Annotated in this window: 17 protein-coding genes; 14 read left to right on the top strand and 3 right to left on the bottom strand. The window is 66.6% G+C overall.

Annotation, left to right across the window (positions count from 1 at the left end):
• Positions 1–32: 32 nt before the first annotated feature.
• From BM382_RS11905 to BM382_RS11890, 4 genes are read left to right on the top strand one after another with little or no spacing between them, the layout of a single operon-like run.
• Positions 33–1,871: an AAA family ATPase gene (locus BM382_RS11905; RefSeq protein WP_072442925.1), complete on the top strand. Its 1,839-nt coding sequence runs from the start codon at positions 33–35 to the stop codon at positions 1,869–1,871.
• Positions 1,868–2,512, top strand: a complete 645-nt coding sequence (locus BM382_RS11900) for a 4Fe-4S cluster-binding domain-containing protein (RefSeq protein ID WP_011062437.1) — start codon at positions 1,868–1,870, stop codon at positions 2,510–2,512. Before BM382_RS11905 ends, BM382_RS11900 begins: the two co-directional genes overlap by 4 nt.
• 15 nt (positions 2,513–2,527) lie before the next feature.
• Positions 2,528–8,845 carry an AAA domain-containing protein gene (locus BM382_RS11895; protein ID WP_072442923.1) on the top strand — a complete coding sequence of 2,106 codons (6,318 nt, stop codon included), beginning with the start codon at positions 2,528–2,530 and terminating at the stop codon, positions 8,843–8,845.
• The gene (locus tag BM382_RS11890) at positions 8,842–10,176 is read left to right on the top strand and encodes a coiled-coil domain-containing protein (protein ID WP_072442921.1); all 1,335 of its coding nucleotides are present in this window, start codon (positions 8,842–8,844) and stop codon (positions 10,174–10,176) included. Before BM382_RS11895 ends, BM382_RS11890 begins: the two co-directional genes overlap by 4 nt.
• Before the next feature lie 168 nt (positions 10,177–10,344).
• Here BM382_RS11890 and BM382_RS11885 read toward each other — a convergent pair whose 3' ends face one another.
• The 3 genes from BM382_RS11885 to BM382_RS11875 form a co-directional block, all read right to left on the bottom strand.
• The gene (locus tag BM382_RS11885) at positions 10,345–11,115 is read right to left on the bottom strand and encodes a MetQ/NlpA family ABC transporter substrate-binding protein (protein ID WP_011062440.1); all 771 of its coding nucleotides are present in this window, start codon (positions 11,113–11,115) and stop codon (positions 10,345–10,347) included.
• Between the two features lie 82 nt (positions 11,116–11,197).
• Positions 11,198–11,863, bottom strand: a complete 666-nt coding sequence (locus BM382_RS11880; protein ID WP_011062441.1) for a methionine ABC transporter permease — start codon at positions 11,861–11,863, stop codon at positions 11,198–11,200.
• A 3-nt stretch (positions 11,864–11,866) separates the two neighbouring features.
• Positions 11,867–13,090 carry an SfnB family sulfur acquisition oxidoreductase gene (locus tag BM382_RS11875; protein WP_047337435.1) on the bottom strand — a complete coding sequence of 408 codons (1,224 nt, stop codon included), beginning with the start codon at positions 13,088–13,090 and terminating at the stop codon, positions 11,867–11,869.
• Between the two features lie 283 nt (positions 13,091–13,373).
• Here BM382_RS11875 and BM382_RS11870 point away from each other — a divergent pair, with 283 nt between their 5' ends.
• From BM382_RS11870 to BM382_RS11825, 10 genes are all read left to right on the top strand, one after another.
• Positions 13,374–13,841 carry a VOC family protein gene (locus BM382_RS11870; protein ID WP_011062443.1) on the top strand — a complete coding sequence of 156 codons (468 nt, stop codon included), beginning with the start codon at positions 13,374–13,376 and terminating at the stop codon, positions 13,839–13,841.
• Positions 13,842–14,137: 296 nt separating this feature from the next.
• Entirely contained in the window at positions 14,138–15,361 is a 1,224-nt protein-coding gene (locus BM382_RS11865) for a PepSY-associated TM helix domain-containing protein (RefSeq protein WP_053159635.1), read from the top strand.
• Positions 15,358–15,900 (top strand): hypothetical protein, encoded by a 543-nt coding sequence (locus BM382_RS11860; protein ID WP_011062445.1) that lies wholly within the window; start codon positions 15,358–15,360, stop codon positions 15,898–15,900. The genes BM382_RS11865 and BM382_RS11860 overlap by 4 nt, the downstream gene beginning before the upstream one ends.
• A complete protein-coding gene (locus tag BM382_RS11855) occupies positions 15,897–16,235 on the top strand; it encodes a hypothetical protein (RefSeq protein WP_072442920.1) in 339 nt (112 codons plus the stop codon). Before BM382_RS11860 ends, BM382_RS11855 begins: the two co-directional genes overlap by 4 nt.
• Positions 16,232–16,804 (top strand): DUF6162 family protein, encoded by a 573-nt coding sequence (locus tag BM382_RS11850; RefSeq protein ID WP_072442918.1) that lies wholly within the window; start codon positions 16,232–16,234, stop codon positions 16,802–16,804. Before BM382_RS11855 ends, BM382_RS11850 begins: the two co-directional genes overlap by 4 nt.
• A 35-nt stretch (positions 16,805–16,839) precedes the next feature.
• On the top strand, positions 16,840–17,769 hold the full coding sequence (locus BM382_RS11845) for a metal ABC transporter substrate-binding protein (protein WP_072442917.1): 930 nt from the start codon (positions 16,840–16,842) through the stop codon (positions 17,767–17,769).
• Positions 17,766–18,509, top strand: a complete 744-nt coding sequence (locus BM382_RS11840) for a metal ABC transporter ATP-binding protein (RefSeq protein WP_015636481.1) — start codon at positions 17,766–17,768, stop codon at positions 18,507–18,509. Before BM382_RS11845 ends, BM382_RS11840 begins: the two co-directional genes overlap by 4 nt.
• Positions 18,509–19,408, top strand: a complete 900-nt coding sequence (locus tag BM382_RS11835; protein WP_011062450.1) for a metal ABC transporter permease — start codon at positions 18,509–18,511, stop codon at positions 19,406–19,408. The genes BM382_RS11840 and BM382_RS11835 overlap by 1 nt, the downstream gene beginning before the upstream one ends.
• On the top strand, positions 19,409–20,392 hold the full coding sequence (locus BM382_RS11830; protein ID WP_011062451.1) for a metal ABC transporter solute-binding protein, Zn/Mn family: 984 nt from the start codon (positions 19,409–19,411) through the stop codon (positions 20,390–20,392). It abuts the gene before it with no gap.
• Between the two features lie 211 nt (positions 20,393–20,603).
• Positions 20,604–21,431: a class I SAM-dependent methyltransferase gene (locus tag BM382_RS11825; RefSeq protein WP_072442915.1), complete on the top strand. Its 828-nt coding sequence runs from the start codon at positions 20,604–20,606 to the stop codon at positions 21,429–21,431.
• Positions 21,432–21,587 lie beyond the last annotated feature (156 nt).

Here is a 21,587-nt window from a genome sequence, read left to right as displayed (position 1 = left end):
GCGTCCTGCTTCCTACGACGAGCTCCGCTTCCATGCCAAGGACTGCCACTTTCGAAAAGCCACGCTGGCTGCGCGATCTGCTGCGTTTTCTCCCACTGAAAAGCCAGTTCGTACTGTCCGGTAACGTCCGTGACCTGCAGGCCAGTGAGGTCGCCCCCGGGGTCATCACCCCCCAGCCTTTCAACCTCAACCTGCGCGATGAACTGCTGGCAGCCGGCTATGCCCAGGTGCTGAGCTGGGATCCCCTAGGCGGCCTCAGGGTTTTGCTGGCCCCCGGCAGCGAGCCGGCCCAGGCCGATAACCTGCTGCGCGAGCTGGGCCTGACCCCGGTGGACGGGGCCGCGCCGGCCGGCCTCGACCTGTTGTCGGCGACCTTGCCGCGCCTGGTGGAGCGCCAGGGCGCGCCCCTGGCCCTGATTGTCGACTTTGCATCACGCCTGGTGATCCGCAATGACGCCCTGAGCGCCGCAGAACACCAGCTGTTCACCCAGGCCCTGGTGCTGTCCCACCAGGCCCGCAGCCGCCCGGCTGGGGAGCTGCGCACGCCGTTCTTCAACAGCATTCTCTGGGTGGTGGAAAAGGAAGGCGACCTGCCCGACTGGATGCTGATCGACAACCCACGCCTGCGGCCCATTCCCGTGTCCAAACCCGACCAGCAGGCCCGCCAGGCCCTGGCTCCGGCACTGTTGCGCGGCCTGCCCGGCGCCCAGGAGGCCAGCGAAGAAAGCCGCGACAGCGCGGTGCGGGCCTTCGTCGAAAACACCGAGGGCCTGCTGCTGCTCGACCTCAACGCGATCGTCCAGCTGGCCCGGGTCGAAGGCCTGGCCATGGAACGCATCGGCGATGCCGTACGCCGCTATAAAGTCGGGGTCACCGAAGACCCCTGGCTGAAGATCGACCGCCAGCGCATCCGCCAGGCCGACGGCTTCATTCGCCAGCGGGTCAAGGGCCAGGGCCACGCCGTGACCCACATGCTGGATATCGTCAAGCGCGCCATGACCGGGGTCGGCGCCAGCCGCAAGGGCAACCGGCCCCGGGGCGTGGCCTTTCTTGCCGGGCCCACCGGGGTCGGCAAGACCGAACTGGCCAAGACCATCACCAGCCTGCTGTTTGGCGATGAAAGCGCGTACATCCGCTTCGATATGTCGGAATTCAGCGCCGAACACGCGGACCAGCGCCTGGTAGGCGCGCCACCCGGCTATGTCGGCTACGACGTGGGCGGCGAACTGACCAACGCGATCCGCGAAAAACCCTTCAGCGTGGTGCTGTTCGACGAGATCGAAAAGGCTCACCCGCGGATCCTCGACAAGTTCCTGCAGATCCTTGATGACGGTGTGCTTACCTCAGGCCGGGGCGACCGGGTGTACTTCTCCGAGGCGCTGATCGTCTTCACCTCCAACCTGGGCATCTACCGCCAGGGCGACAACGGCGAGCGAGTCGCCAACGTCCAGCCCGGCGAAGCCTTCGAAGCGGTGCAAGGCAAGGTCCAGGGCGAGATCGAGCGCTATTTCAAACTGGTGCTCAACCGCCCGGAAATCCTCAACCGGATCGGCGAGAACATCATCGTCTTCGACTTCATCCGCCCGGACATCGCCGAGCAGATCTTCCAGCAGATGGTCGGCAATATCCTCGCCGACCTGGCGGCCCAGGCCCTGCATGTGCAGCTCGATGACGACTCGCTGCACAACCTGCGCCAGCTGTGCCTGCAGGACCTGTCCAACGGTGGCCGGGGCATTCGCAACCAGTTGGAGGCGCACCTGCTCAACCCCCTGGCCCGGGCCCTGTTCGACCAGGATGCGCAGCCCGGCCAATCCTTCGAAATCCGCCAACTGCAGGCCGGCGGCCTGCAACTGCTTGCCCGCGCCTCGTGAACATCAGCCTGTCGCGGGTGCACTTCCCGGTCACCACCCTGGGGCCGGGGCAGCGCCTGGGCCTATGGTTCCAGGGGTGCAGCATCCGCTGTGCAGGCTGCATTTCCGCGGACACCTGGGGGCCGGGCAAGCACCCCTTGCCGTTGGCCCAGGTGCTGGACGACCTGCAACCCTGGCTGGCCCGGGCCGAAGGCATCACCCTGTCCGGCGGCGAGCCCTTCGACCAGCCCGAGGCGCTGCTGGCCCTGCTTCGAGGCCTGCGCGAGCGCACCGGGGTCGACATCCTGGTCTACAGCGGCCACTCCCTGGAAACCCTGCAACCGCTATTGCAACAAGCCGAAGGCCTGCTGGATGCATTGATCTGCGACCCCTTCGAGCAACAACAGGCGCAAACGCTGGTCCTACGGGGCAGCGACAACCAGCGCCTGATCTTCTTGACCGAGCTGGGCCGCCAGCGTCTGTCCACCTACCAGCGCCCGCTGCACCACGAAGACCGCGCGCTGGATGTGATGTTCGACGACGACGGCAGTGTCTGGATGGCTGGAATTCCCCGGCGTGACGACGTGCTGCGTCTGCGCGACCTGCTGCACGACCAGGGCCACCAACTCCAGATCAGCGCCCACACCTCACGCCGCCGTTAACCGGAACCGCTACCGATGATACGTTTTTGCCCCAATTGCCAGACTGAACGCCCACTGGCCGAAATTTTCTGTGAAGGCCAGGTAGACAACCGGGCCTGCGGCTGGGAACTTTCCGCCGAAGCGATTCATCCCGAAGGCTGGCGCCCACAACCGGTCATCACCCTCGAAGCGCTTGAGCCGCAGCCACCGGTCGCGGCGGACAGCGGCTCCCCCTTGCTCTGCGGCAACGGTCATGCCATGGCGGACGGCGACTTGATGTGCCTGGTCTGCGGCGCCGACCCGCTCGCCCCGGAGCAACAGCCACCCGCAGCGCCCCCAGCCGCCGACAGTGAAACCGTGATCGAAGGCTGGCGCCTGCTGCGCCAGATCAGCAGCGGCGGCGTGCGCGAGCGCTTTATCGCCGAGCACCGGGAAACCGCGCACCGGGCGGTGCTGACCCTGTACCAGGCCGGCGCCGAACCCGACCCGTCGGTGTACGAAGCCCTCAAGCGCCTGCCCCGGGAACACGTGCCGGAAATCATCCTCACCGGCCGCTGGGACGAGCGCGCCTTCGAAGTGGCTGAAGAACTCACCGGCGGCACCCTGGCCGACCTGGGGATCGTGGTCAGCGACAGGACCGCGGTGCAGCACATCGTCCGTGAACTGGGCCAGGCCCTGCATGCCTTCAGCGAAGCCGGCCTGCGCCACCGCGACCTGCGCCCGGCGACCTTGCTGGTGCGCAGCCGCGAGCCCCTGGACCTGGTGATCAGCGGCTTCGGTTCGGCGCGGCTGTCGGAGTTCGACCTGGACATCGTCTCGCCCCTGGAAACCAGCCGCTACATGGCCCCCGAAGCCATTGCCGGGGGCGTGGCCGCAGCCTCCGACTGGTGGAGCCTGGGGATGATCCTGCTGGAACAACTGACCCAGGGAGAATGCTTCGCCGGCATCAATGCCAACGCCTACCTGATTCACATTCTGGCCAACGGCGTGCTGCTGCCGGACGACCTCGACCCGCGCCTGGAACTGCTGCTGCGCGGCCTGCTGGCCCGGGACCGCCACCAGCGCTGGCAATGGCCCCAGGTGCAGGCCTGGCTCCAGGGCGAAAGCCCCAGCGTCCCGGCCTCGGTCGCCAGTGAAGAGGACGCCGAGGAAGGCGCCAGCATCGCCCTGGGCAGCCGGCGCTTTCGCCGGCCAGGGCCGTTCGCCCTGGCTGCCGCCGAAGTCGAACACTGGCCCCAGGCCCTGGATCATCTGCTGCGCGGGGTGATCGTCACCTGGGCCGAACAGGCCGGTTTGCCCGCACGGCAGCTGGCGGGCCTGCGCCAGGTGGCCCAGCACGAAGGGCTGGACGATGACACCCGGCTGATGCTCGCCTTGAAACTGCTGAACCCGGAAATGCCCCTGATCCAGCGCGGCGAGATTGTCACCCCCGGCTGGTTGCTGGAGCATCCCCTGGACGGTTACCGCTTGATCAGCGGCCCGGCCCCGGACCTGCTGGAACGCCTGGAGACCGAGCACTGGCTGTCGCGGCTCAAGCTGCGGGCCGAACAGGTACGCCAGCGCGCCCAGCACCAGGCCATCGAACTGGACGAGGACCAGCTGCGCATCTACCTGCTCTCCAGCTCCCGCGCCCGTCTGGCCGCACAGTGGGAAGAACGCCAGCGCCTGCTGCCGGACAGCGAGCACAACGGCATCCTGTCCCTGGCGGACCGCCGCTCCATCAGCGAAGAAGACCTGATCGTGCTGCTCAGCGCCGCCATCGGGCAGTTCCGCTCGGTGGACGCGATCCTCGAAGAAGCCGCCACCCTGGCCCGCGAAGCCGTGGTCCTGAGCTTCGATGCGGCCAGTGCGCGTGCCCTGCTGGGGCTGCCGCGCCCGGCCTTGTACCGTGAAGTCGATGAGCGCATCAGCGGCTTCGCCCGTTGTGGCGTGCCGAGCGTCGATGAATGGGCCGAGCAGTTCCGCCTGGAACGGCGCATGCCCCTGGCCAGGGCCCTGGTGCTGCTGGCCATCGGCGCCGAGCAGTGGCTGGAGCCGCAAAAGCAGCACTACGTGTCGCAGATCCTCGACTTCTTCGAGAAGAAGGTCGCCAGCGTGGTGCTGCGCGGCCCGCTGGTGCGCATGAGCATCGGCAAGACCACCGCCCGGGTCGACCTCAACGAATTGCACAGTGAGCGCAGCCCGGCCCCGGCGCTGCTGGATCACCTGGTGGCGCGCAACGCCCAGCCCATCAGCCTCGACCCGGCGTGCTTCGCCGAAAACCCGCAGCTGGATGCACGGCTCAACAGCCTGTACCGCCAGAGTTCGCTGTACAAGCGCGACACCGGGATCGATGGCCTGTACCTGGGCTTCCCTTTCCTCCTGACCCGGGACGCGCGTGGCACCACTCGCACTCGCATCGCGCCGTTGCTGCTGTGGCCGGTCAAGCTGCTGCTGGAAGTCGGCAGCCGCGGCAAGGTGGCCCTGGTCTTCGACAGCGAGCGTGAAGAGGTGCGCCTCAATCCGGGGCTCGACACCTTGCTGGGCATCGATGCCGCCAAGCTCTGGCGCAAGGCCGCCGATGAACTGCTGGGGCGTTCGGCGCTCAAGGCCGCCGACGTGATGGACGCCTTCGGCATGCTGGCCACGGCCAGCTCCCGGGTGCTCGGCAGCCTGCCACCGCCGAGCACCGAAGTGCAGCCCTACCAGGATCAACTGGCCTGTGCCGCCGTGCTGTTCCATGTGGCCTTCATGGGCCAGGCCATCGGCGAGGACCTGCGCCAGCTCAAGGCCCTGCCCCCCGGCGGCACCGGCCTGGAAACCGCCCTGCGCCTGAACCCCGTGGAGCCCGACAGCGGCGACAGCGCTGCCACCGCGCTCGCGCCTGAACTGCAGCGCTTCTTTACCGTGGCCAGCGACCCCTCCCAGGAAGCCGCGGTGCTCCAGGCCCGACAGGCCCCCGGGCTGCTGGTGGAAGGTCCGCCCGGCACCGGCAAGAGCCAGACCATCGTCAACATGGTGGCCGACGCCATCGGCCGCCAGCGCAGCCTGCTGATCGTCTGCCAGAAGCACGCCGCCCTGGAAGTGGTGCACAAGCGCCTGGTGGCCGAAGGCCTGGGCAACCGGGTGGTGATGCTCAACGACATCAACCGTGACCGCGAACCGGTGATCCGCAGTGTCCGCGAACAGCTTGAGGCCCTGTTCAAGGACGATGCCGTCCAGCAACCCTGGCTGCACCAGCGTGAACGCCTGGCGGCACGCATCGAAGCCCTGGAGGGCGAACTGGATCGCTTCCACCAGAGCCTGCACCGCATCGATGAACACTGTGGCTTGAGCTACCGCCAGTTGATCGGCGAGCTGATCGGCCTGGAACAGGGGCCCGCGGCCCTGGATGTCCCGGTATTGCGCCAGCACCTGGCGGCCCTGGACATCGCCAGCCTGACCCGCCTGGAAGAGGCCTGCGCGCCGCTGATCCGCCTGTGGCTGCCGGCCCGCTATGAACACAGCGCCCTGGCCCAGCTCCAGCCCTTCCCCACCGACGCCGCCACGGTGCAAGCGTTCAACCAGGGCTTCGAGCGCCTGCTGAGCTGCGAGGAGCAGCGCCTGGAAACCCTGCAGGCACACCCGGCCGACTTCGAAGTCGACGACCCGGCGCCCTACCGCGCCTGGCTCGACCAGCACCTGCACAGCCTGCTGGGCCTGGACGATGAGCGTCGCCAACGGCTGGCACGCTGGCTCCCGCTGTTTCGTGGCAGCAACGGCCAGGCCGCAGAAGGCGACGGGCTGATCCAGGCCCTGCAGGCACTGGCTCAACAACTGGAACAGTGCGACGCCACCGCTTACCAGGCCGACCTGGCGCCGGGCCTCAGCGCCCTGCCCGCGGCCCAACTGCGCACCCTGCAGCAACGCGCCCGCGCCGTTATCCAGGGTCGCTCCTGGCTGGCGCGGCTCAACCCGCTGCGCCTGATCCGCCAGCGCCAGTTGCTGGCCTTCCTCGCCGAACAGGGCGCCGCGGCCCAGCCGCAGCGCCTGCCGGAACTGCTGGCGGCGGCCCTGCTGGAAAGCCAGTGGCGGCCCTTGCGCGCGCAGTTGCAACACCTGCATCAGCAACTGAGCCTTGCACAAATCGCCAGCGATTGCGGCCCGGGCCTGCTGCCGCAGGTACGCCAGGACCTCGGGCAACTGCAAGAAATGCGCGCCCTGGCCATGACCCTGGCGCAAGCCCCCCGGGTGGAGCAGTTGGATGCGGTGGTACTGACCGGCGAGCGGCGCTCTCTGGACAGCCTGCTGGCCGGCTACGACGCCGCGTTTATCCGCCACAGCGTGCGCCAGGACAGCCTGAATGCCCTGCAGCGCCTGGATCAGTGGCTGCAACCCGAGCTGCTGGGCCAACTGCGCCAGCGCGTGGAGCACAACCAGGGCAATCAGTCGGCCCTCAACCGCCTGCGCGACGCCTTGCCGACCCTGAGCGCCTACCAGGCTTTCCGGGCCCGGGCCGGCCAGCTGTCGCCGGCGGACCTGGAGTTGCTGGTAGTCCTGCGCGATTACCAGGACGCGCTCGACGCCATTCCCGCCGAGCAACTGGAAGCCGTGGTGCGGCGCATGCTCAACCGCGAAGCACGGCTGGGCTGGAAGCGCCAGATCGAACAACGCCAACCCGAACTGATGCTGGAGCACAGCGAAACCGCGGCGAAGATCGCCAGCCTGGGCGAAGCCGACACCCAGATGCGCAACCTCAACCGTCAGTTGCTCAGTGAAGGCATCGAGCTGTCGCGCCTGGGCACCCGCAAACAGTGGGAGGACGTCACCCGCCTCACCGGGCGTCGTTCGCGACGCTTGCGCGAGTTCATGGAAATGGGCGCCAGCCTGGGGCTGATGAGCCTGCGCCCGGTGTGGCTGATGAACCCGGACGTAGCCAGCCGGGTGCTGCCGCTCAAGCCCGGGCTGTTCGATACGGTGATCTACGACGAAGCCTCGCAGATGCCGGTGGAGTTCGCCCTGCCGACCCTGTACCGGGGCCGGGTCACGGTGGTCAGCGGCGACGAGAAGCAGATGCCGCCCACCGCCTTCTTCTCCAGCCGGGTGGAAAGCGACGAAGCCGAACTGTTCGATGGCGACCAGCCGGACGCCGATGCCGACGAGGAACAACGGGAGGCCTTCGAAGACACCTGGAACCGCCGCGAAATCAAGGACTGCCCGGACCTGCTGCAACTGGCTCGCAGCTCGCTACCCTCCACCACCCTGCAGATCCACTACCGCTCGGCCTACCGCGAGCTGATCGGTTTCTCCAACGCCTCGTTCTACGGCAACCGCCTGAGCATCCCGGTACGCCATCCCCAGGCCAATATCCTCGCCATCAAGCCGCTGGAGCTGATCCGCGTGGACGGCGTCTACCAGCAGCAGGTCAACCCCGACGAGGCCGAACGGGTGGTGGACTACCTGGCCGAGCTCTGGCAGGCGCCCTACGCCGAACGCCCCTCGGTGGGCGTGGTGACCTTCAACCGCAAGCAGGCCGACCTGATCGAAGAGCGCCTGGAGCTGCGCGCCGAGCAGGACCCGGCGTTTCGTGCGGCCTACAGCCAGGAGCGCGAACGCAGCGAGGACGGCGAGGACATGTCGGTGTTCGTCAAGAACGTCGAGAACGTCCAGGGCGATGAGCGCGACATCATCGTGTTCTCCTCGACCTTCGGGCGTAACAGCCAGGGCAGCTTCCGCCGCAACTTCGGGGTCCTGGGGCAGACCGGCGGCGAGCGCCGGCTCAATGTGGCGGTGACCCGGGCCCGGCGCAAAGTGGTGATGATCACCTCGATGCCGATTGCCGATATCTCCGACATGCTCACCACCCAGCGCCCGCCCGCCAGCCCGCGGGACTACCTGCAAGGCTACCTGGAGTACGCCCGCGCCCTGTCGGCCGGGGAGTTTGCCAGCGGCCACAGCCTGCTGGGGCGCCTGGTCACCGAGCGCCAGGATGCAAAGGTCCAGCACAACGCCCACAGCGACGGCTTCACCCAGGCGGTGGCGGCGTACATCCGCACCCTGGGCTGGAGCCCGGTCAGCGCCAACGAAGGGGATGCCTTCGGCCTGGACTTTGCCATCGAGCACCCCGATACCGGGCTCTACGCCCTGGGCATCGAATGCGATACCCCGCGCCACGGCCTCCTGGCCCGCGCTCGCTCCCGGGAAATCTGGCGCCCTTCGGTGCTGCGCCGGGCCATTCCCCACCTGCACCGGGTCTCGTCGCAGGCCTGGTACCACGACCCGCAAAGCGAGCGCGCTCGCCTGCAGGCCGCCATCGAGCAGGCCCTGCAGCCGCTGGCCGGTGCCGATTCGGTGACGCAGCCCCAAGCCCTGGCAGACACGGAGCAAACCCCATGAGCGGCCCGAAAGTGGTGCGTATCGTCACCCGTGAAGAAATCCTGGAGATCTGCGCCGGTCACCTGCGGCGCCTGGAACAGGCGATTGCCCGCTGGGAAACACAAGCCCAGCGCCTGGGGCAACTGACCGAACAGGAACGGGCCGCCACCCACGAGCGGTTCAAACAGTTGCGCCAATTGATCGAGGCCGATCGCCTGCAGGACCTGCAAAAGCAGGTACCGATCGAGATCGAGTTCCTCAAGGACGATCTGCAACAACGGGAAAACCGCGCCGTGCAGCAAGCCACGCAACAGCGCCAACTGGCCCGCCGCCAGCGGGAAAACGCCGCCACCCTGTTGGGCGCCCTGCAAGGCAAGCCGCTCGCAGCCCAATTGCTGGAGCCGTTGCGGGCGATTGCCGATGGGCAGCCGGTGCCGGCTGTGGAGTCGATCCTGGCCCAGGGTTTCGCTAGCCTGGGGGCGGCAGTCGAAGAACAGGGCCTGAGCGAGGCCCAGCAGCATCTGGCCCGGCGCCTGCAAGGCGAAACCCCAACCCAGACCCTGGCGCAGTGGCGCGCCGCCCATGAGCAAGCGGAACCCAGACTGGAACGCATCGAGCAGCACATTGCCCAGTTGCTGACCCTCGATGATCAGGCCAGCGCCGAACCCTACCTGGCCAAGTTGCGCCAGATAGATGCAGAAACCCGCGTGCAGCAGCGCAACCTGCTGCTGGACAGCCTGGTGCTGGAGCTGGCCCAGGCCACCCGCGACAGCCAGGAGCGCCGCGCGCGCCTGGCTCGCCTTGAGGAACTGGCCAGCGAAGTGGCGACCTTGTGCCCCGCAACCGCCGAGAACGAGCTGGCCCAGGCCGGCCAATGCAGCCTGGCCCATATGGCGCCAGTGGACGGGCTGATTGCCCGTTTCAGTGCGCTGATCGAAGCCGAGCTGCAACAACGCGCCGCCCTGGCCCGCCGCCAGGCGGTACTCGAAGGGCTGGCCAGCCTGGGCTACGAAGTTCGCGAGGGCATGGCCACCGCCTGGGCCCAGGACGGCAGGGTGGTGCTGCGCAAGGGCGCCACTCCGGGGTATGGCGTGGAGGTGGGCGGCAATGCCGACAACGGCCGGTTGCAGGTACGCGCGGTAGCCCTCAGCGCCCAGCGCGATACCCAGCGCGACAAAGACATCGAGACCATCTGGTGCGGCGAGTTCCAGCGGCTGCAAGCCCTGCTGGCGGCCCGGGGCGACGACCTGAGCATCGAGAAAGCCCTGGCCGTAGGGGCGGTGCCGCTCAGGGAGGTGCTGCTGGACGACACCCGGCAGCAATACCGGGAGCAGGCGCAACAGCGCACCTGACCCGCCTCGCCCTGTGGGAGCCGGCTTGCCAGCGAAGGCGGTCTCGCGGGCCTCTTCGCTGGCAAGCCAGCTCCTACAATCCGCCTCCCCGTAGGAGCCGGCTTGCCGGCGAAGGCGATCTCGCGGGCCCGTTCGCTGGCAAGCCAGCTCCTACAGGGGGGCAGATGCTCAGAAGCCGGGGGCGATCTGGCCTTTGTAGCGGGTCAGGATGAACTGGCGCACGGCGTCGGAGTTCAGCGCCTTGGCCAGTTTCTGGATCCGCGGGTCGTTGATGTTGTCCGGGCGCGCCACCAGAAATTCGATGTACAGGTCCTTGCCCTTCTCCACGATCAAGGCGCTGTTGGTATCGATCCCGGCTTCCAGGGCGTAGTTGGCGAAGACAAACGCCAGGTCCACCTGGCTTACCGAGCGGGCCAGCAAGGCGCCTTCCAGTTCACGGATCTTCAGGTGCTTGGGGTTCTCGACAATATCGCGCTGGGTGGCCAGGGTGTTGCTCGGGTCCTTGAGCTTGATCAGCCCCGCTTCATCCAACAGCACCAGGGCCCGGCCGGTGTTCACCGGGTCGTTGGGAATCGAAACGCTGGCCCCGTCCTTGAGCTCGGCGATGCTCTTGATCCTGGTGGAATAGGCGCCGAACGGTTCGATGTGCACCCCCACCACGGGCACCAGGTCGGTGTGCCGGGTCTTGTTGAAGTCATCGAGGAACGGCCGGTACTGGTAGTAGTTGGCGTCGAGGTTCTTCAGCGCCAGCTGCTGGTTGGGCTGGATGAAGTCGGTGAACACCTTGATCTGCAGGTCCACGCCTTCCTTGGCCAGTTGCGGTTTGACGAATTCGAGGATCTCGGCGTGGGGCACCGGGGTCGCGCCCACCAGCAGCTTTTCGTTGGCGTTGACGCTCAGGGACAGTACGGCGGCCAATACGGCCAGGGTCTTCTTCATGGGTTGCTCCTAAGGCAGAGGCAGGCAGCCGTCGTGGGGCGCACGTGGGGCCGTGTTTCGGGTTGGGTTCGAAGAAATCGCTTCAACGGCGGCTGTAGTGCGCCACCAGGCGGTCACCGGTCATCTGCAGGGCCTGCACCAGCACCAGCAGCAGGACCACGGTGACCACCATCACATCGGTCTGGAAACGCTGGTAGCCGTAGCGGATCGCCAGGTCGCCCAGGCCGCCGCCACCGATCACCCCGGCCATGGCGGTGTAGTCCACCAGCACGATGGCGGTCACCGTGACCGCCGCCAGCAGACCGCCCCGGGCTTCGGGCAGCAAGGTGTGGCGAATGATCTGCCAGGTGCTGCCGCCCATGGCCTGGGTCGCTTCCACCACCCCGCGGTCCACTTCCCGCAGGGCGGTTTCCACCAGCCGGGCAAAGAACGGCGTGCAGCCCACCACCAGCGGCGGGATAGTGCCCGGCACGCCAAGCGAGGTGCCCACCAGCAAGGTGGTCAGGGGAATCAGCACGATCAGCAAGATGATGAAGGGCAAGGAGCGCAGCATGTTGACCAGCACCGACAGCACCCGATACAGGCCCACCGCTTCATGCAACTGGCGCTTGCCGGTGAGAAACAGCAGCACGCCCAGGGGCAGCCCCAGCAGCACGGTAAAACCCAGGGCCGCGCCGAGCATGCTCAGGGTATCGACGCAGGCCTGGGCGATATCGGCCCAGTAAATGTTCTTGAACAGTTCGGCCATGGTTCAGGACCAGTCATGGCGCGGTGGCTTGATGTCGTTGAGCAGCCAGTTGCCCACCACGTGGTATTTCCAGCGCACCGGGTCGTGCAGGGTATGCACCCGGGCGTTACGCCAGTGGCGGTCGAAGTTGTGGCGCTTGAGGGTGGAACGGGTGCCCCCCAGTTCGAACAGTTTATTGCTGGCCTCGATGGCGATTTCGGTGGTCAGCACCTTGGCCTTGGCCACCGCCAGGGAGGCCCGGGCCACATTGTCTTCATCGGGTGCCGGGCGGGCCGCGTCCAGGGCCAGGCCGGCCCGCTCCAGCAGGGCCTCGGCGGCTTCCAGGCGAATGTCCAGGGCCCCCACCTGGATGATGGTCAGCGGGTCTTCACTGGCCTTCTCCACCCCGGCATCGATCCACGGCCGGGCATGCTCACGCACGAAGGCGATGGTGTCGCGCAGCGCCGCCCGGGCAATCCCGGCGTCGATGGCGGCCGTGGTCAGCTGGGCGAAGGGCCCGGCCAGGGTCGGGCTTTCGTAAGAACGGTAGGTGGGAAACAGGTTGAAGGCCGGCACCTTGAGGTCCTGGGCCAGTACGGTGCCACTGGAGGTGGTGCGCTGGCCGATGCTGTCCCAGTCGTCGATCACCGCCAGCCCCTCGCTGCCCCGGGGCACGAAGGCCAGCTGGCCCCTGCCCTGCTCGTCCAGGGCCAGCACTGCCAGCCAATGGGCATACAGCGAACCGGTGCAGTAGCCCTTGCGGCCATTGATCACATAACCGTCACCCGAGCGGCGGACAGTGGCCTGGATGTCCTGGACGTTCTTGCCGCCGGTTTCCGACAACGCATTGGCAAAGCGATGGCCTTGCAGGGCCAGGGCGAAAAAGTGCGCCTGTTGCTCCGGCGTGCCCTGCAGGCGGATGTCTTCCAGCAGGCAGTAGTGGTTCTGCGGGATCTGCCCCAGGGACGGGTCGGCAGCGGAAATGATCGCGATGACCTCGGCCAGCACCGCATAGGACACCTGGGCGCCGCCGAATTCGCGAGGCACACTGATGCCCCACAAGCCACTGTTGGAGTACAGGTCGACCACCTGCGCCGGTACTTCCCGGGTACGGTCGCGCTCGGCGTCCTGCTCCAGCAGGATCGCGGCCACTTGCCGGGCCACGGCCAGGGCTTCGGCGCCATCGCGGATCACATGGGCAGCGGGAGTGTGCAGGGGATAAACGGCAGATTCAGGCAATGCAGGCATACGGCGCTCTCGGGCGAATGAAGGTGACTGCCGCTCATTGCAGCTTCTGTGCCTAAAGCCTGCCCCCATGAATTCAAGGACTTGTGTGGTTATTTCGCCCCTGCATCAGGCCCTCTACCGGGCAGATTGCTGGAACGCTGTTGATGGGCCAACAGTAGGCCAGTGTTGCCTGGACGACACCTCGTCGGCCCGTGCCAGGCAGGCAAGGGCCCGGGTATAGAGTGAAGCCTGCTCCACGCGGCGTCAGCGTCGCCCCCAACAACAAGATCAAGGAGAAACCCTGATGAGCGTCAATCCCATTCCCGAAGGTTTCAGCGGCGTCACCCCCTACCTGGGCATCCAGCGCGCCGCCGAGGCCATCGAGTTCTACAAGAAGGCCTTCGACGCGGTGCAGATCATGCGCCTGGACATGCCCGACGGCAGGGTCGGCCATGCCGAACTGCGCATCGGCGGTTCGGCCATCATGCTCGGCAGCCCTTGCGAACAAACCCCGATGGGCAGCCCGGAAGCCCACAAGACGTCGGTCGGGCTGCACCTGTATGTGGAAGATGTCGACAGCCGCTTTGCCCAGGCGATCGCCGCGGGCGGCACCGAAGTGTCGGCGGTCAAGGACCAGTTCTACGGAGATCGCAGCGGCAGCCTGCGCGACCCTTTCGGGCATGTGTGGTTCCTCGCCAGCCGCAAGGAGGAACTGAGCGCCGAGGAAATCGGCCGGCGGGCCCGGGAAATGTTCCAGCAACAGGCTGGCTGAGCCTGCCCCTGTAGGAGCCGGCTTGCCGGCGAAGGCGTCTCGCGGCCCCGTTCGCGGGCAAGCCTGCTCCTACGGGGCCTTGGGCATTGGCCAAACCAGTCAAGCAGCGGCTTTCACGAGGGTTTCGCAGCTTCGTAACATTTACTTTCATATCGCCTTTCGGGATTTACGATTCTCATTCGTCTTAATTAGATGCAGCAGGCCGCGTTGGCCCAGGCTATGCCCGGCGCTTTTTGTCCCGGGCCCGGTCCCGGGTTCCAGTGCCGCTCCATTCCTCGAATCAAGACGCCCATTCAATGTCGAAGAAGTCCCGTTCAAAAATCTGGTTTCTGGTGCACAGCTGGCTGGCCCTGCCCATCTGGTTCTTTGTGCTGATTGTCTGCGTCACCGGCACCCTGGCGGTGGTCAGCCAGGAGATCGTGTGGCTGGCCAACCCCGACGTGCGCGCCAGCAAGCCCAGCGATGACGCACAACCGCTGAATTACGACCAGATCGTCCAGGCCATCAAGCGCGCCGAACCCCAGACCCGGGTGGACACCATCGTCACCCCGGATGAAAGCCACTTCGCCCTGAGTGTCAGTGTCAGCTACCCGGACGGCCGCTCGCCGACGCTCTACGTCAACCCCTACACCGGGGTGATCCAGGGCACCAGCCCGCAGTTCGATTTCCAGGGCTTCACCCGCGCCCTGCACGGCTGGTGGCTGGTGCCCTTCACCAACGGCTACAGCTGGGGCTGGTACCTGGTGTCCTTGCTGGGCCTGCCCATGCTGGTGTCGCTGATCACCGGGCTGGTGGTCTACAAGAAGTTCTGGAAAGGCTTTCTCAAGCCGACCCTGCGCCTGCGCCATGGCGCACGGATCTTCTGGGGTGATTTCCATCGCCTGAGCGGTATCTGGTCAATCTGGTTCATCGCGGTGATCTCCATCACCGGCACCTGGTTCATGATCGAAGCGATTCTTTCGGACAACCACATCAGTATCTCCAGCGAACCCGTGGTCCCGGTGATCGCCCGTGAACAAGTGCCGACCACGGGCGATGGCAGCCCGGCGCCGATGATCGGCCTGGACCAGGCCATCGGCATTGCCACACAGAAAATCCCCGGCTTCGACATCAGCTTCGTCAGCCTGCCGAGCAACGCCTACAGCCACCTGTATGTCGGCGGCCGCGGCTGGTATCCGCTGATGTACCAGACCGCCAACATCAACCCCTATACCGGCTCCCTGGACACCTCGCACCTGCTGGCAGACCGCAACACCCTGGAGTTCGTCACCGAATCCATGCGCCCGTTGCACACCGGTGATTTCGGCGGCCTCTGGATCAAGCTGATCTGGTTCTTCTTCGGCCTGGTGCTGAGCATGATGGTCCTCAGCGGCCTGCTGATCTGGACCAAGCGCACCGCCCTGGCCACCGCCAACGCCCTCAAGCGCGAAGAAAAGGCCGCCCGGGCGCGCCCCGCCAGCAAACCCGCCCAGGCACCCGCCCCGGCCATGAGCGCCGAAACCTCGGAGAGCACCCTGTGAGCCAGACCAGCACCGCCGCCGCGCCTTCGAACCTGAGCCGGCTCTGGCACAAGTGGCGCTTTCACCTGAACATCCTGCTGTTGCTGATTCCCCTGGGCTTCATGCCCAAATACTTCGCCGACGTTGCCCTGTTTCGCGGCGAAAGCGGCCTGGGTGAACGGGAGATCGGCGAAATCCAGGTCGGCCCCTGGAGCCTGCGCCTGGCGGAAATGCGCAACGAAGCGCCACGCAGCGATGGCCCCGCCGGTTACCTGAAAAGCTTCAACGCCGCCCTGTGCCAGGCCTGCATCGAGCCGGTCAAGGCCACCTACCTGCGCATCGGCAAGCCCCGCAGCCTGCGGGCCGCCGGGGTGATTTTCTTCGGCAGCCCGTACCGCATGGGCGCCAGCCTGCCCATCCCGGAAAAGACCAAGGCCGATTCCGAGCTGTGGATCACCATGGAAGGCTGGGACGGCAGCATGCACCAGGCATCCATTCCCCTGAGCCAGGCGTCACCCGCCACCGTGGCCTGGCTCGAAAAACAAGGAGGCAAACGATGAGTTGCGCAGTATCCCCACGACGCCTTGGCGCCCTGGCCCTGTTGTTGCTGGGCGGCGCCTTCAGCCAAAGCGCCCTGGCCCACAACCCGATGTGCGAGTGCAAGGCCATAGACGCCGAGCAGATCCGCTGCACCGGTGGTTTTTCCGATGGCAGCGGCGCCCCGGGGGTGACCCTGGACGTGATCGGCTACGACGAAACCATCCTGATGCCGGGCAAGCTGGGAGCCGACTCGACCCTGACCTTCAAGAAACCTTCCAGCGAGTTCTACGTACTCTTCGATGCGGGCCCCGGCCACGTGGTCGAGATCGACCAAGCGGATATCGAGGCCCCATGACTCCTGCCACCACCCAGGTTGTGCGCCCCGCCGGCGCCGGCCATGAAACCCTCTATGTGCTGTTGCTGTGTGCACTGATTCTGAGTGTGGCTGCCACCGTGGTGCTGTGGCGCGGCGAAGAAACCGCGACCGGCAATGTCGCCAGCCACCAGCTGGACGCGCGCCGCGACCTCAGCGCCGGCGAGCAGGGCATCTATGCCGACCTGCGGGTGACCCTCGACGAAATCCACCTGCTGCGCGCCGAAAGCCAGGACCTGCCGACCCCCGAGGAACTGGCCGGCGAAGGCTTCGCACCCTTCGCCCAGGACGCCAGCTCGGTGAGCCGCGGTGGCCATATCTGGACAGTGCAGAACCAGGCCTACCTGGGTCTGAGCCAGAACCCGCAAGTGGCCGGCTCCTTTCTGATGCGCATCGACGCCGAAGATGACACCCAGGTGGATATCTGGCTCAACCGCGCCCCTTCCGCCGCCCTGCCCGCTGACCTGGGCGACGAACCACTGGCCGCCGCCGGCTGGCAACAGGTGGTGGCGCAATTCGATGCCGGAGTGACCCGCCAGCATCGCCACTGATCATTCGCATTCACCCGAGAGAAGACCGCTTGCCCATGCCTATTTCATCTCAACGCCGCCCCTTTCTGCAGGTGCTGCTGGTCAGTCTGCTGGCCCTGATGCTCAGCCCCCTGGCCAGCGCCGACCCGGCCAAGCGCCTGCGCATCGGCATCACCCTGCACCCCTACTACAGCTACGTGGCCAATATCGTCGGTGACAAGGCCGAGGTGGTGCCGCTGATTCCCGCCGGCTTCAACCCCCACGCCTACGAACCCCGGGCCGAGGACATCAAGCGCATCGGCACCCTGGACGTGATAGTGCTCAACGGCGTGGGCCACGATGACTTCGCCGACCGCATGATCGCCGCCAGCGAGCGCCCGGACATCCCGGTGATCGAAGCCAACGAAAACGTGCCGCTGCTGGCCGCCACCGGCGTCGCCGCCCGGGGCGCCGGCAAAGTGGTCAACCCGCACACCTTCCTCTCCATCAGCGCCTCCATCGCCCAGGTCAACAACATCGCCCGGGAGCTGGGCAAGATGGACCCGGCCAACGCCAAGACCTACACCCAGAACGCCCGGGCCTACGGCAAGCGCATGCGGCAGATGCGCGCCGACGCCCTGGCCAAGCTGACCCAGGCGCCCAATGCCGACCTGCGGGTGGCCACGGTGCATGCAGCCTACGACTACCTGTTGCGCGAGTTCGGCCTGCAAGTCACCGCGGTGGTGGAGCCGGCCCACGGCATCGAACCCAGCCCCAGCCAGTTGAAGAAGACCATCGACCAACTGCGCGAGCTGGACGTCAAGGTGATCTTCTCGGAGATGGACTTCCCCTCCACCTACGTCGACACCATCCAGCGTGAATCCGGGGTCAAGCTCTACCCGCTGTCACACATTTCCTACGGCGACTACAGCGCCGACAAGTACGAGAAGGAAATGAAGGGCAACCTCGACACCGTGGTCCGGGCCATCCAGGAGGCCGGGGCATGACCGCCATCGAGACCCTGCTGCGGGGCCCGGCCATCGAGTTCGACCAGGTCAGCCTGACCCTGGGCCGCACCACCATCCTCGATCGCGTCGCCTTCCAGGTGCAGCCCGGCAGCGTGCACGCACTGGTGGGCCCCAACGGCGGCGGCAAGAGTTCGCTGATCAAGACCCTGCTGGGGCAGATGCCGCACCAGGGCCAATTGCGCCTGCAATGGCCGGATGCGCCCGGCACCATCGGCTACGTGCCCCAGGCCCTGGAGTTCGACCGTGGCCTACCGATGACCGTGGACGATTTCATGGCTGCCATGTGCCAGCGCCGCCCGGCCTTTCTCGGCCTCAGCCGGCATTACGCCCAGGCCATAGGCGAGGCCCTGGAACGGGTCGGCATGCAAGACAAGCGCAAACGGCGCATGGGCGCTCTGTCCGGCGGTGAACGCCAGCGGGTGCTGCTGGCCCAGGGCCTGATCCCGGCCCCGCAACTGCTGGTATTGGACGAACCGATGTCGGCCCTGGACGAGGCCGGGATCCAGGTCTTCGAACGACTGCTCCACGACTGGCGCCAGAGCGGCATCACCCTGTTGTGGATCGAGCACGACCTGGAGGCCGTGGGCCGCCTGGCGGACCGGGTCACCGGCCTCAACCGTCGGGTGCTGTTCGACGGCCCGGCGCAGCAGACCCTGACCCCGGAGCGCCTGCTCAGCCTGTTCTCCACCCATCCACGAGCCGCCGGGAGCGCCGCCTGATGACCTATGAAGCTTTTCGCCTGATGGTCCAGGGCTGGGCTTCGGCCGGCTACCTGCCCGAAGCCCTGGCCTACGGGTTCGTGGTCAATGCGCTGCTGGCCGGGCTGCTGATCGGCCCGGTGCTGGGCGGCCTGGGTACCCTGGTGGTGGTCAAGCGCTTCGCCTTCTTCTCCGAAGCGGTAGGCCACGCGGCCCTCACCGGAGTGGCCATCGGCATCCTCCTGGGCGAGCCCTACACCGGTCCCTACGGCAGCCTGTTCGGCTACTGCCTGCTGTTCGGCATCCTCCTCAACTACCTGCGCAACCGCACCGGGCTGGCTCCGGACACCCTGATTGGCGTCTTCCTCTCGGTGTCCCTGGCCCTGGGCGCCAGTCTGCTGCTGATCCTGGCCGGCAAGATCAATGTGCACATTCTTGAAAACGTGCTGTTCGGCTCGGTGCTCACGGTCAACGGCAACGACCTCTTGGTGCTGTTGATCGTCGGTGCCCTGGTGCTGGGCCTGAGCCTGCCGCTGTACAACCGCATCATGCTGGCCAGCTTCAACCCACAGCTGGCGGCCGTGCGCGGCGTCGCCGTCAAGACCCTGGACTACCTGTTCGTGATCCTGGTGACCCTGATCACCGTGGCCGCGGTCAAAGTCATCGGCGCCATCCTGGTAGGCGCCTTGCTGGTGATTCCGGCCGCCGCGGCACGCCTGCTGAGCCAGTCGCTCAAGGGCTTCTTCTGGATCTCGGTGAGCATCGCCACCGTCAGCACCCTGTGCGGCATCCTGCTACCCATCGTCTTCGACCTGCCGGTGCCCTCCGGCGCGGCAATCATCCTGGTGGCCGGCGTGGCCTTCGCCCTGGCCGCCATCGCTCGCGGCACTGTCCCCAGCCTGAAAGGGAATATCGGATAAATGCACAGTTCATTGCCTCACCTGTCACTGCGTCGCCTGACCCTGGCCCTGGCCCTCGGCGGCCTGATCAGTACTCCGGCCCTGGCCGAGCGCGACCACTTCGAACCGATGCGCGTGGTCGCCAACCACGGCATGGGCAACACCGCGCTGCACAGCGCCACCTCAAGCAAATCACCGACGGTGCTGGCTTCCCTGCCGGTGACTTTCGGCCTGGGGCAGATCCTGCTGCAGGGTACCGACATCAAGCTGGAACGGGCCGCCCCGGCCAACCTGCCGGGCTCGCGGCAGACTGCCTATTTCACCGGGCGTGGCGCTCCGGCCCTGGCCAAGCTGGCACTCAATGCCGACGCAGTGATCGGCCTGCGCTCGATCTGGCCGGACGACCCGCTGTACCCCAACGCCCGGCGCAGCAACATCCGCATCGTCGAGATCGACGCTGCACGCCCGGTGGACGGCGCCCTGCCCGGGGTGGCCCTGCAACCTGGCAAGAGCGACGGGCTCAACGCCCAGCCCTGGCTGTCCAGCAACAACCTGGGGCGCATGGCCGACGTGCTGGCGGCGGACCTCGCGCGGCTGGCGCCCGAAGCCAAACCGCAGATCGAAAGCAACCTGGCAGGCCTCAAACAGCGCCTGCTGAAACTCAGCGCCGACAGCGAAGCGCGCCTGGCGGAGGCCGACAACCTCAGCGTGCTGAGCCTCTCCGAGCACTTCGGGTACCTGGTCAGTGGCCTGAACCTGGAACTGCTGGAAGTGGACGCCCGGGCGGACAACGAATGGACCCCCGAGGCCCTGAAAAAGCTGCAAGCCCGGCTCAAGGACAACGATGTGGCCCTGGTCCTGCACCACCGCCAGCCGTCCGATGCACTGAAAGCCGCCATCAGCGCCGGCGGCAGCCAGCTACTGGTGCTGGAAACCGACAGCGCCGACCCGCTCGCCGAACTGGAAGGCAACCTGCAGAAAGTCACCCAGGCCCTGAGTCTGTAGCCGCTGCCGCAGGCTGCGAACGGCTGTGCAGGAGACGCTGCTCTTGAGATCGCTGAAGGTCCTGCGGACCTTGGCGCAGCTTCGCCATGGCTCGGCAGCGCCTACAGTCGGGGTCAGGGGGCCGGGGCCGCTTACATATTCCCTCAAGATCGCGCGCATTTTCCGGTGCTAGTCTGCGCTTCGCCAAAAGCCCAGAGAAGAAGCCCGCGCCATGAGCGACTACGTAAAACTCAACAAGACCAACTGGGACGAACGCGCGCCCCTGCATGCCGCCTCGGCGGACTACGCGGTGCAGCGTTTTGTCGACGAAACCGGCTATCTGTCCGACGTGGTGCAGTTCGACCGGCCCTTGCTGGGGGATATCCGAGGCCTGCGCGGGGTGCATCTGCAATGCCATATCGGCACCGACACCCTGTCCCTGGCCCGCCTCGGCGCGCAGATGAGCGGCGTGGATTTTTCCCCGGCGTCCCTGGCGGAAGCCCGGACCCTGGCCCGACGCTGCAATACGCCTATCGACTACCACGAGTCCGACGTGTTCCTGGCCACCGAGGTACTGCCCCAAGGCAACTTCGATCTGGTCTACACCGGCATCGGCGCCCTGTGCTGGCTGCCGAGCATCGAGCGCTGGGCGCAGACCGTCGGCGCCCTGCTCAAGCCCGGTGGCCGGCTGTTCATCCGCGAAGGCCACCCGATGCTCTGGGCCATCAACGAAGATCACCACGACTCATTGCGGGTGGAACTGCCCTACTTCGAAACCCGCGAGCCTCTGGTCTGGGACGACGAAAACACCTACGTGGAAACCGACAGCCCCCTCAAGGCCACCATGACCCACGAATGGAACCATGGCCTGGGAGAGATCATCAGCGCCTTGCTGGCCCAGGGCCTGGACATCACGGGACTGGTGGAGCACCAGAGCATCCCCTGGGAAGCCCTGCCCGGGCAAATGGTGGTGGATGAACGCGGCGAATGGCGACTCAAGGAAGCGCCATGGCGCCTGCCACTGAGCTACACCTTGCAGGCCGTCAAGCGCGGGGGCTGATCGCCCGGCGTGAAAAACCGCCAAGCTCAAGAAGGCAGCGCCTCTGTAGCCGCTGCCGCAGGCTGCGAACGGCTCCGCAGGAGGCGCTGCCCTTGAGATCGCTGAAGGTCCTGCGGCCCTTTGCGCAGCTTCGCCATAGCTCAGCAGCGGCTACAG

Origin of the sequence: Pseudomonas sp. NFPP25 (assembly GCF_900116505.1) — a bacterium.
Taxonomy (GTDB): domain Bacteria; phylum Pseudomonadota; class Gammaproteobacteria; order Pseudomonadales; family Pseudomonadaceae; genus Aquipseudomonas; species Aquipseudomonas protegens.
This window is presented reverse-complemented; position numbering and strand designations above follow the sequence as displayed.

Coding starts and splice junctions, on each gene's coding strand:
- BM382_RS11850 (WP_072442918.1), top strand. CDS start 16,232: ATGACTCCTGCCACCACCCAGGTTGTGCGCCCCGCCGGCGCCGGCCAT.
- BM382_RS11865 (WP_053159635.1), top strand. CDS start 14,138: ATGTCGAAGAAGTCCCGTTCAAAAATCTGGTTTCTGGTGCACAGCTGG.
- BM382_RS11870 (WP_011062443.1), top strand. CDS start 13,374: ATGAGCGTCAATCCCATTCCCGAAGGTTTCAGCGGCGTCACCCCCTAC.
- BM382_RS11885 (WP_011062440.1), bottom strand. CDS start 11,115: ATGAAGAAGACCCTGGCCGTATTGGCCGCCGTACTGTCCCTGAGCGTC.
- BM382_RS11905 (WP_072442925.1), top strand. CDS start 33: ATGCCAAGGACTGCCACTTTCGAAAAGCCACGCTGGCTGCGCGATCTG.
- BM382_RS11845 (WP_072442917.1), top strand. CDS start 16,840: ATGCCTATTTCATCTCAACGCCGCCCCTTTCTGCAGGTGCTGCTGGTC.
- BM382_RS11840 (WP_015636481.1), top strand. CDS start 17,766: ATGACCGCCATCGAGACCCTGCTGCGGGGCCCGGCCATCGAGTTCGAC.
- BM382_RS11835 (WP_011062450.1), top strand. CDS start 18,509: ATGACCTATGAAGCTTTTCGCCTGATGGTCCAGGGCTGGGCTTCGGCC.
- BM382_RS11895 (WP_072442923.1), top strand. CDS start 2,528: ATGATACGTTTTTGCCCCAATTGCCAGACTGAACGCCCACTGGCCGAA.
- BM382_RS11880 (WP_011062441.1), bottom strand. CDS start 11,863: ATGGCCGAACTGTTCAAGAACATTTACTGGGCCGATATCGCCCAGGCC.
- BM382_RS11890 (WP_072442921.1), top strand. CDS start 8,842: ATGAGCGGCCCGAAAGTGGTGCGTATCGTCACCCGTGAAGAAATCCTG.
- BM382_RS11830 (WP_011062451.1), top strand. CDS start 19,409: ATGCACAGTTCATTGCCTCACCTGTCACTGCGTCGCCTGACCCTGGCC.
- BM382_RS11875 (WP_047337435.1), bottom strand. CDS start 13,090: ATGCCTGCATTGCCTGAATCTGCCGTTTATCCCCTGCACACTCCCGCT.
- BM382_RS11825 (WP_072442915.1), top strand. CDS start 20,604: ATGAGCGACTACGTAAAACTCAACAAGACCAACTGGGACGAACGCGCG.
- BM382_RS11855 (WP_072442920.1), top strand. CDS start 15,897: ATGAGTTGCGCAGTATCCCCACGACGCCTTGGCGCCCTGGCCCTGTTG.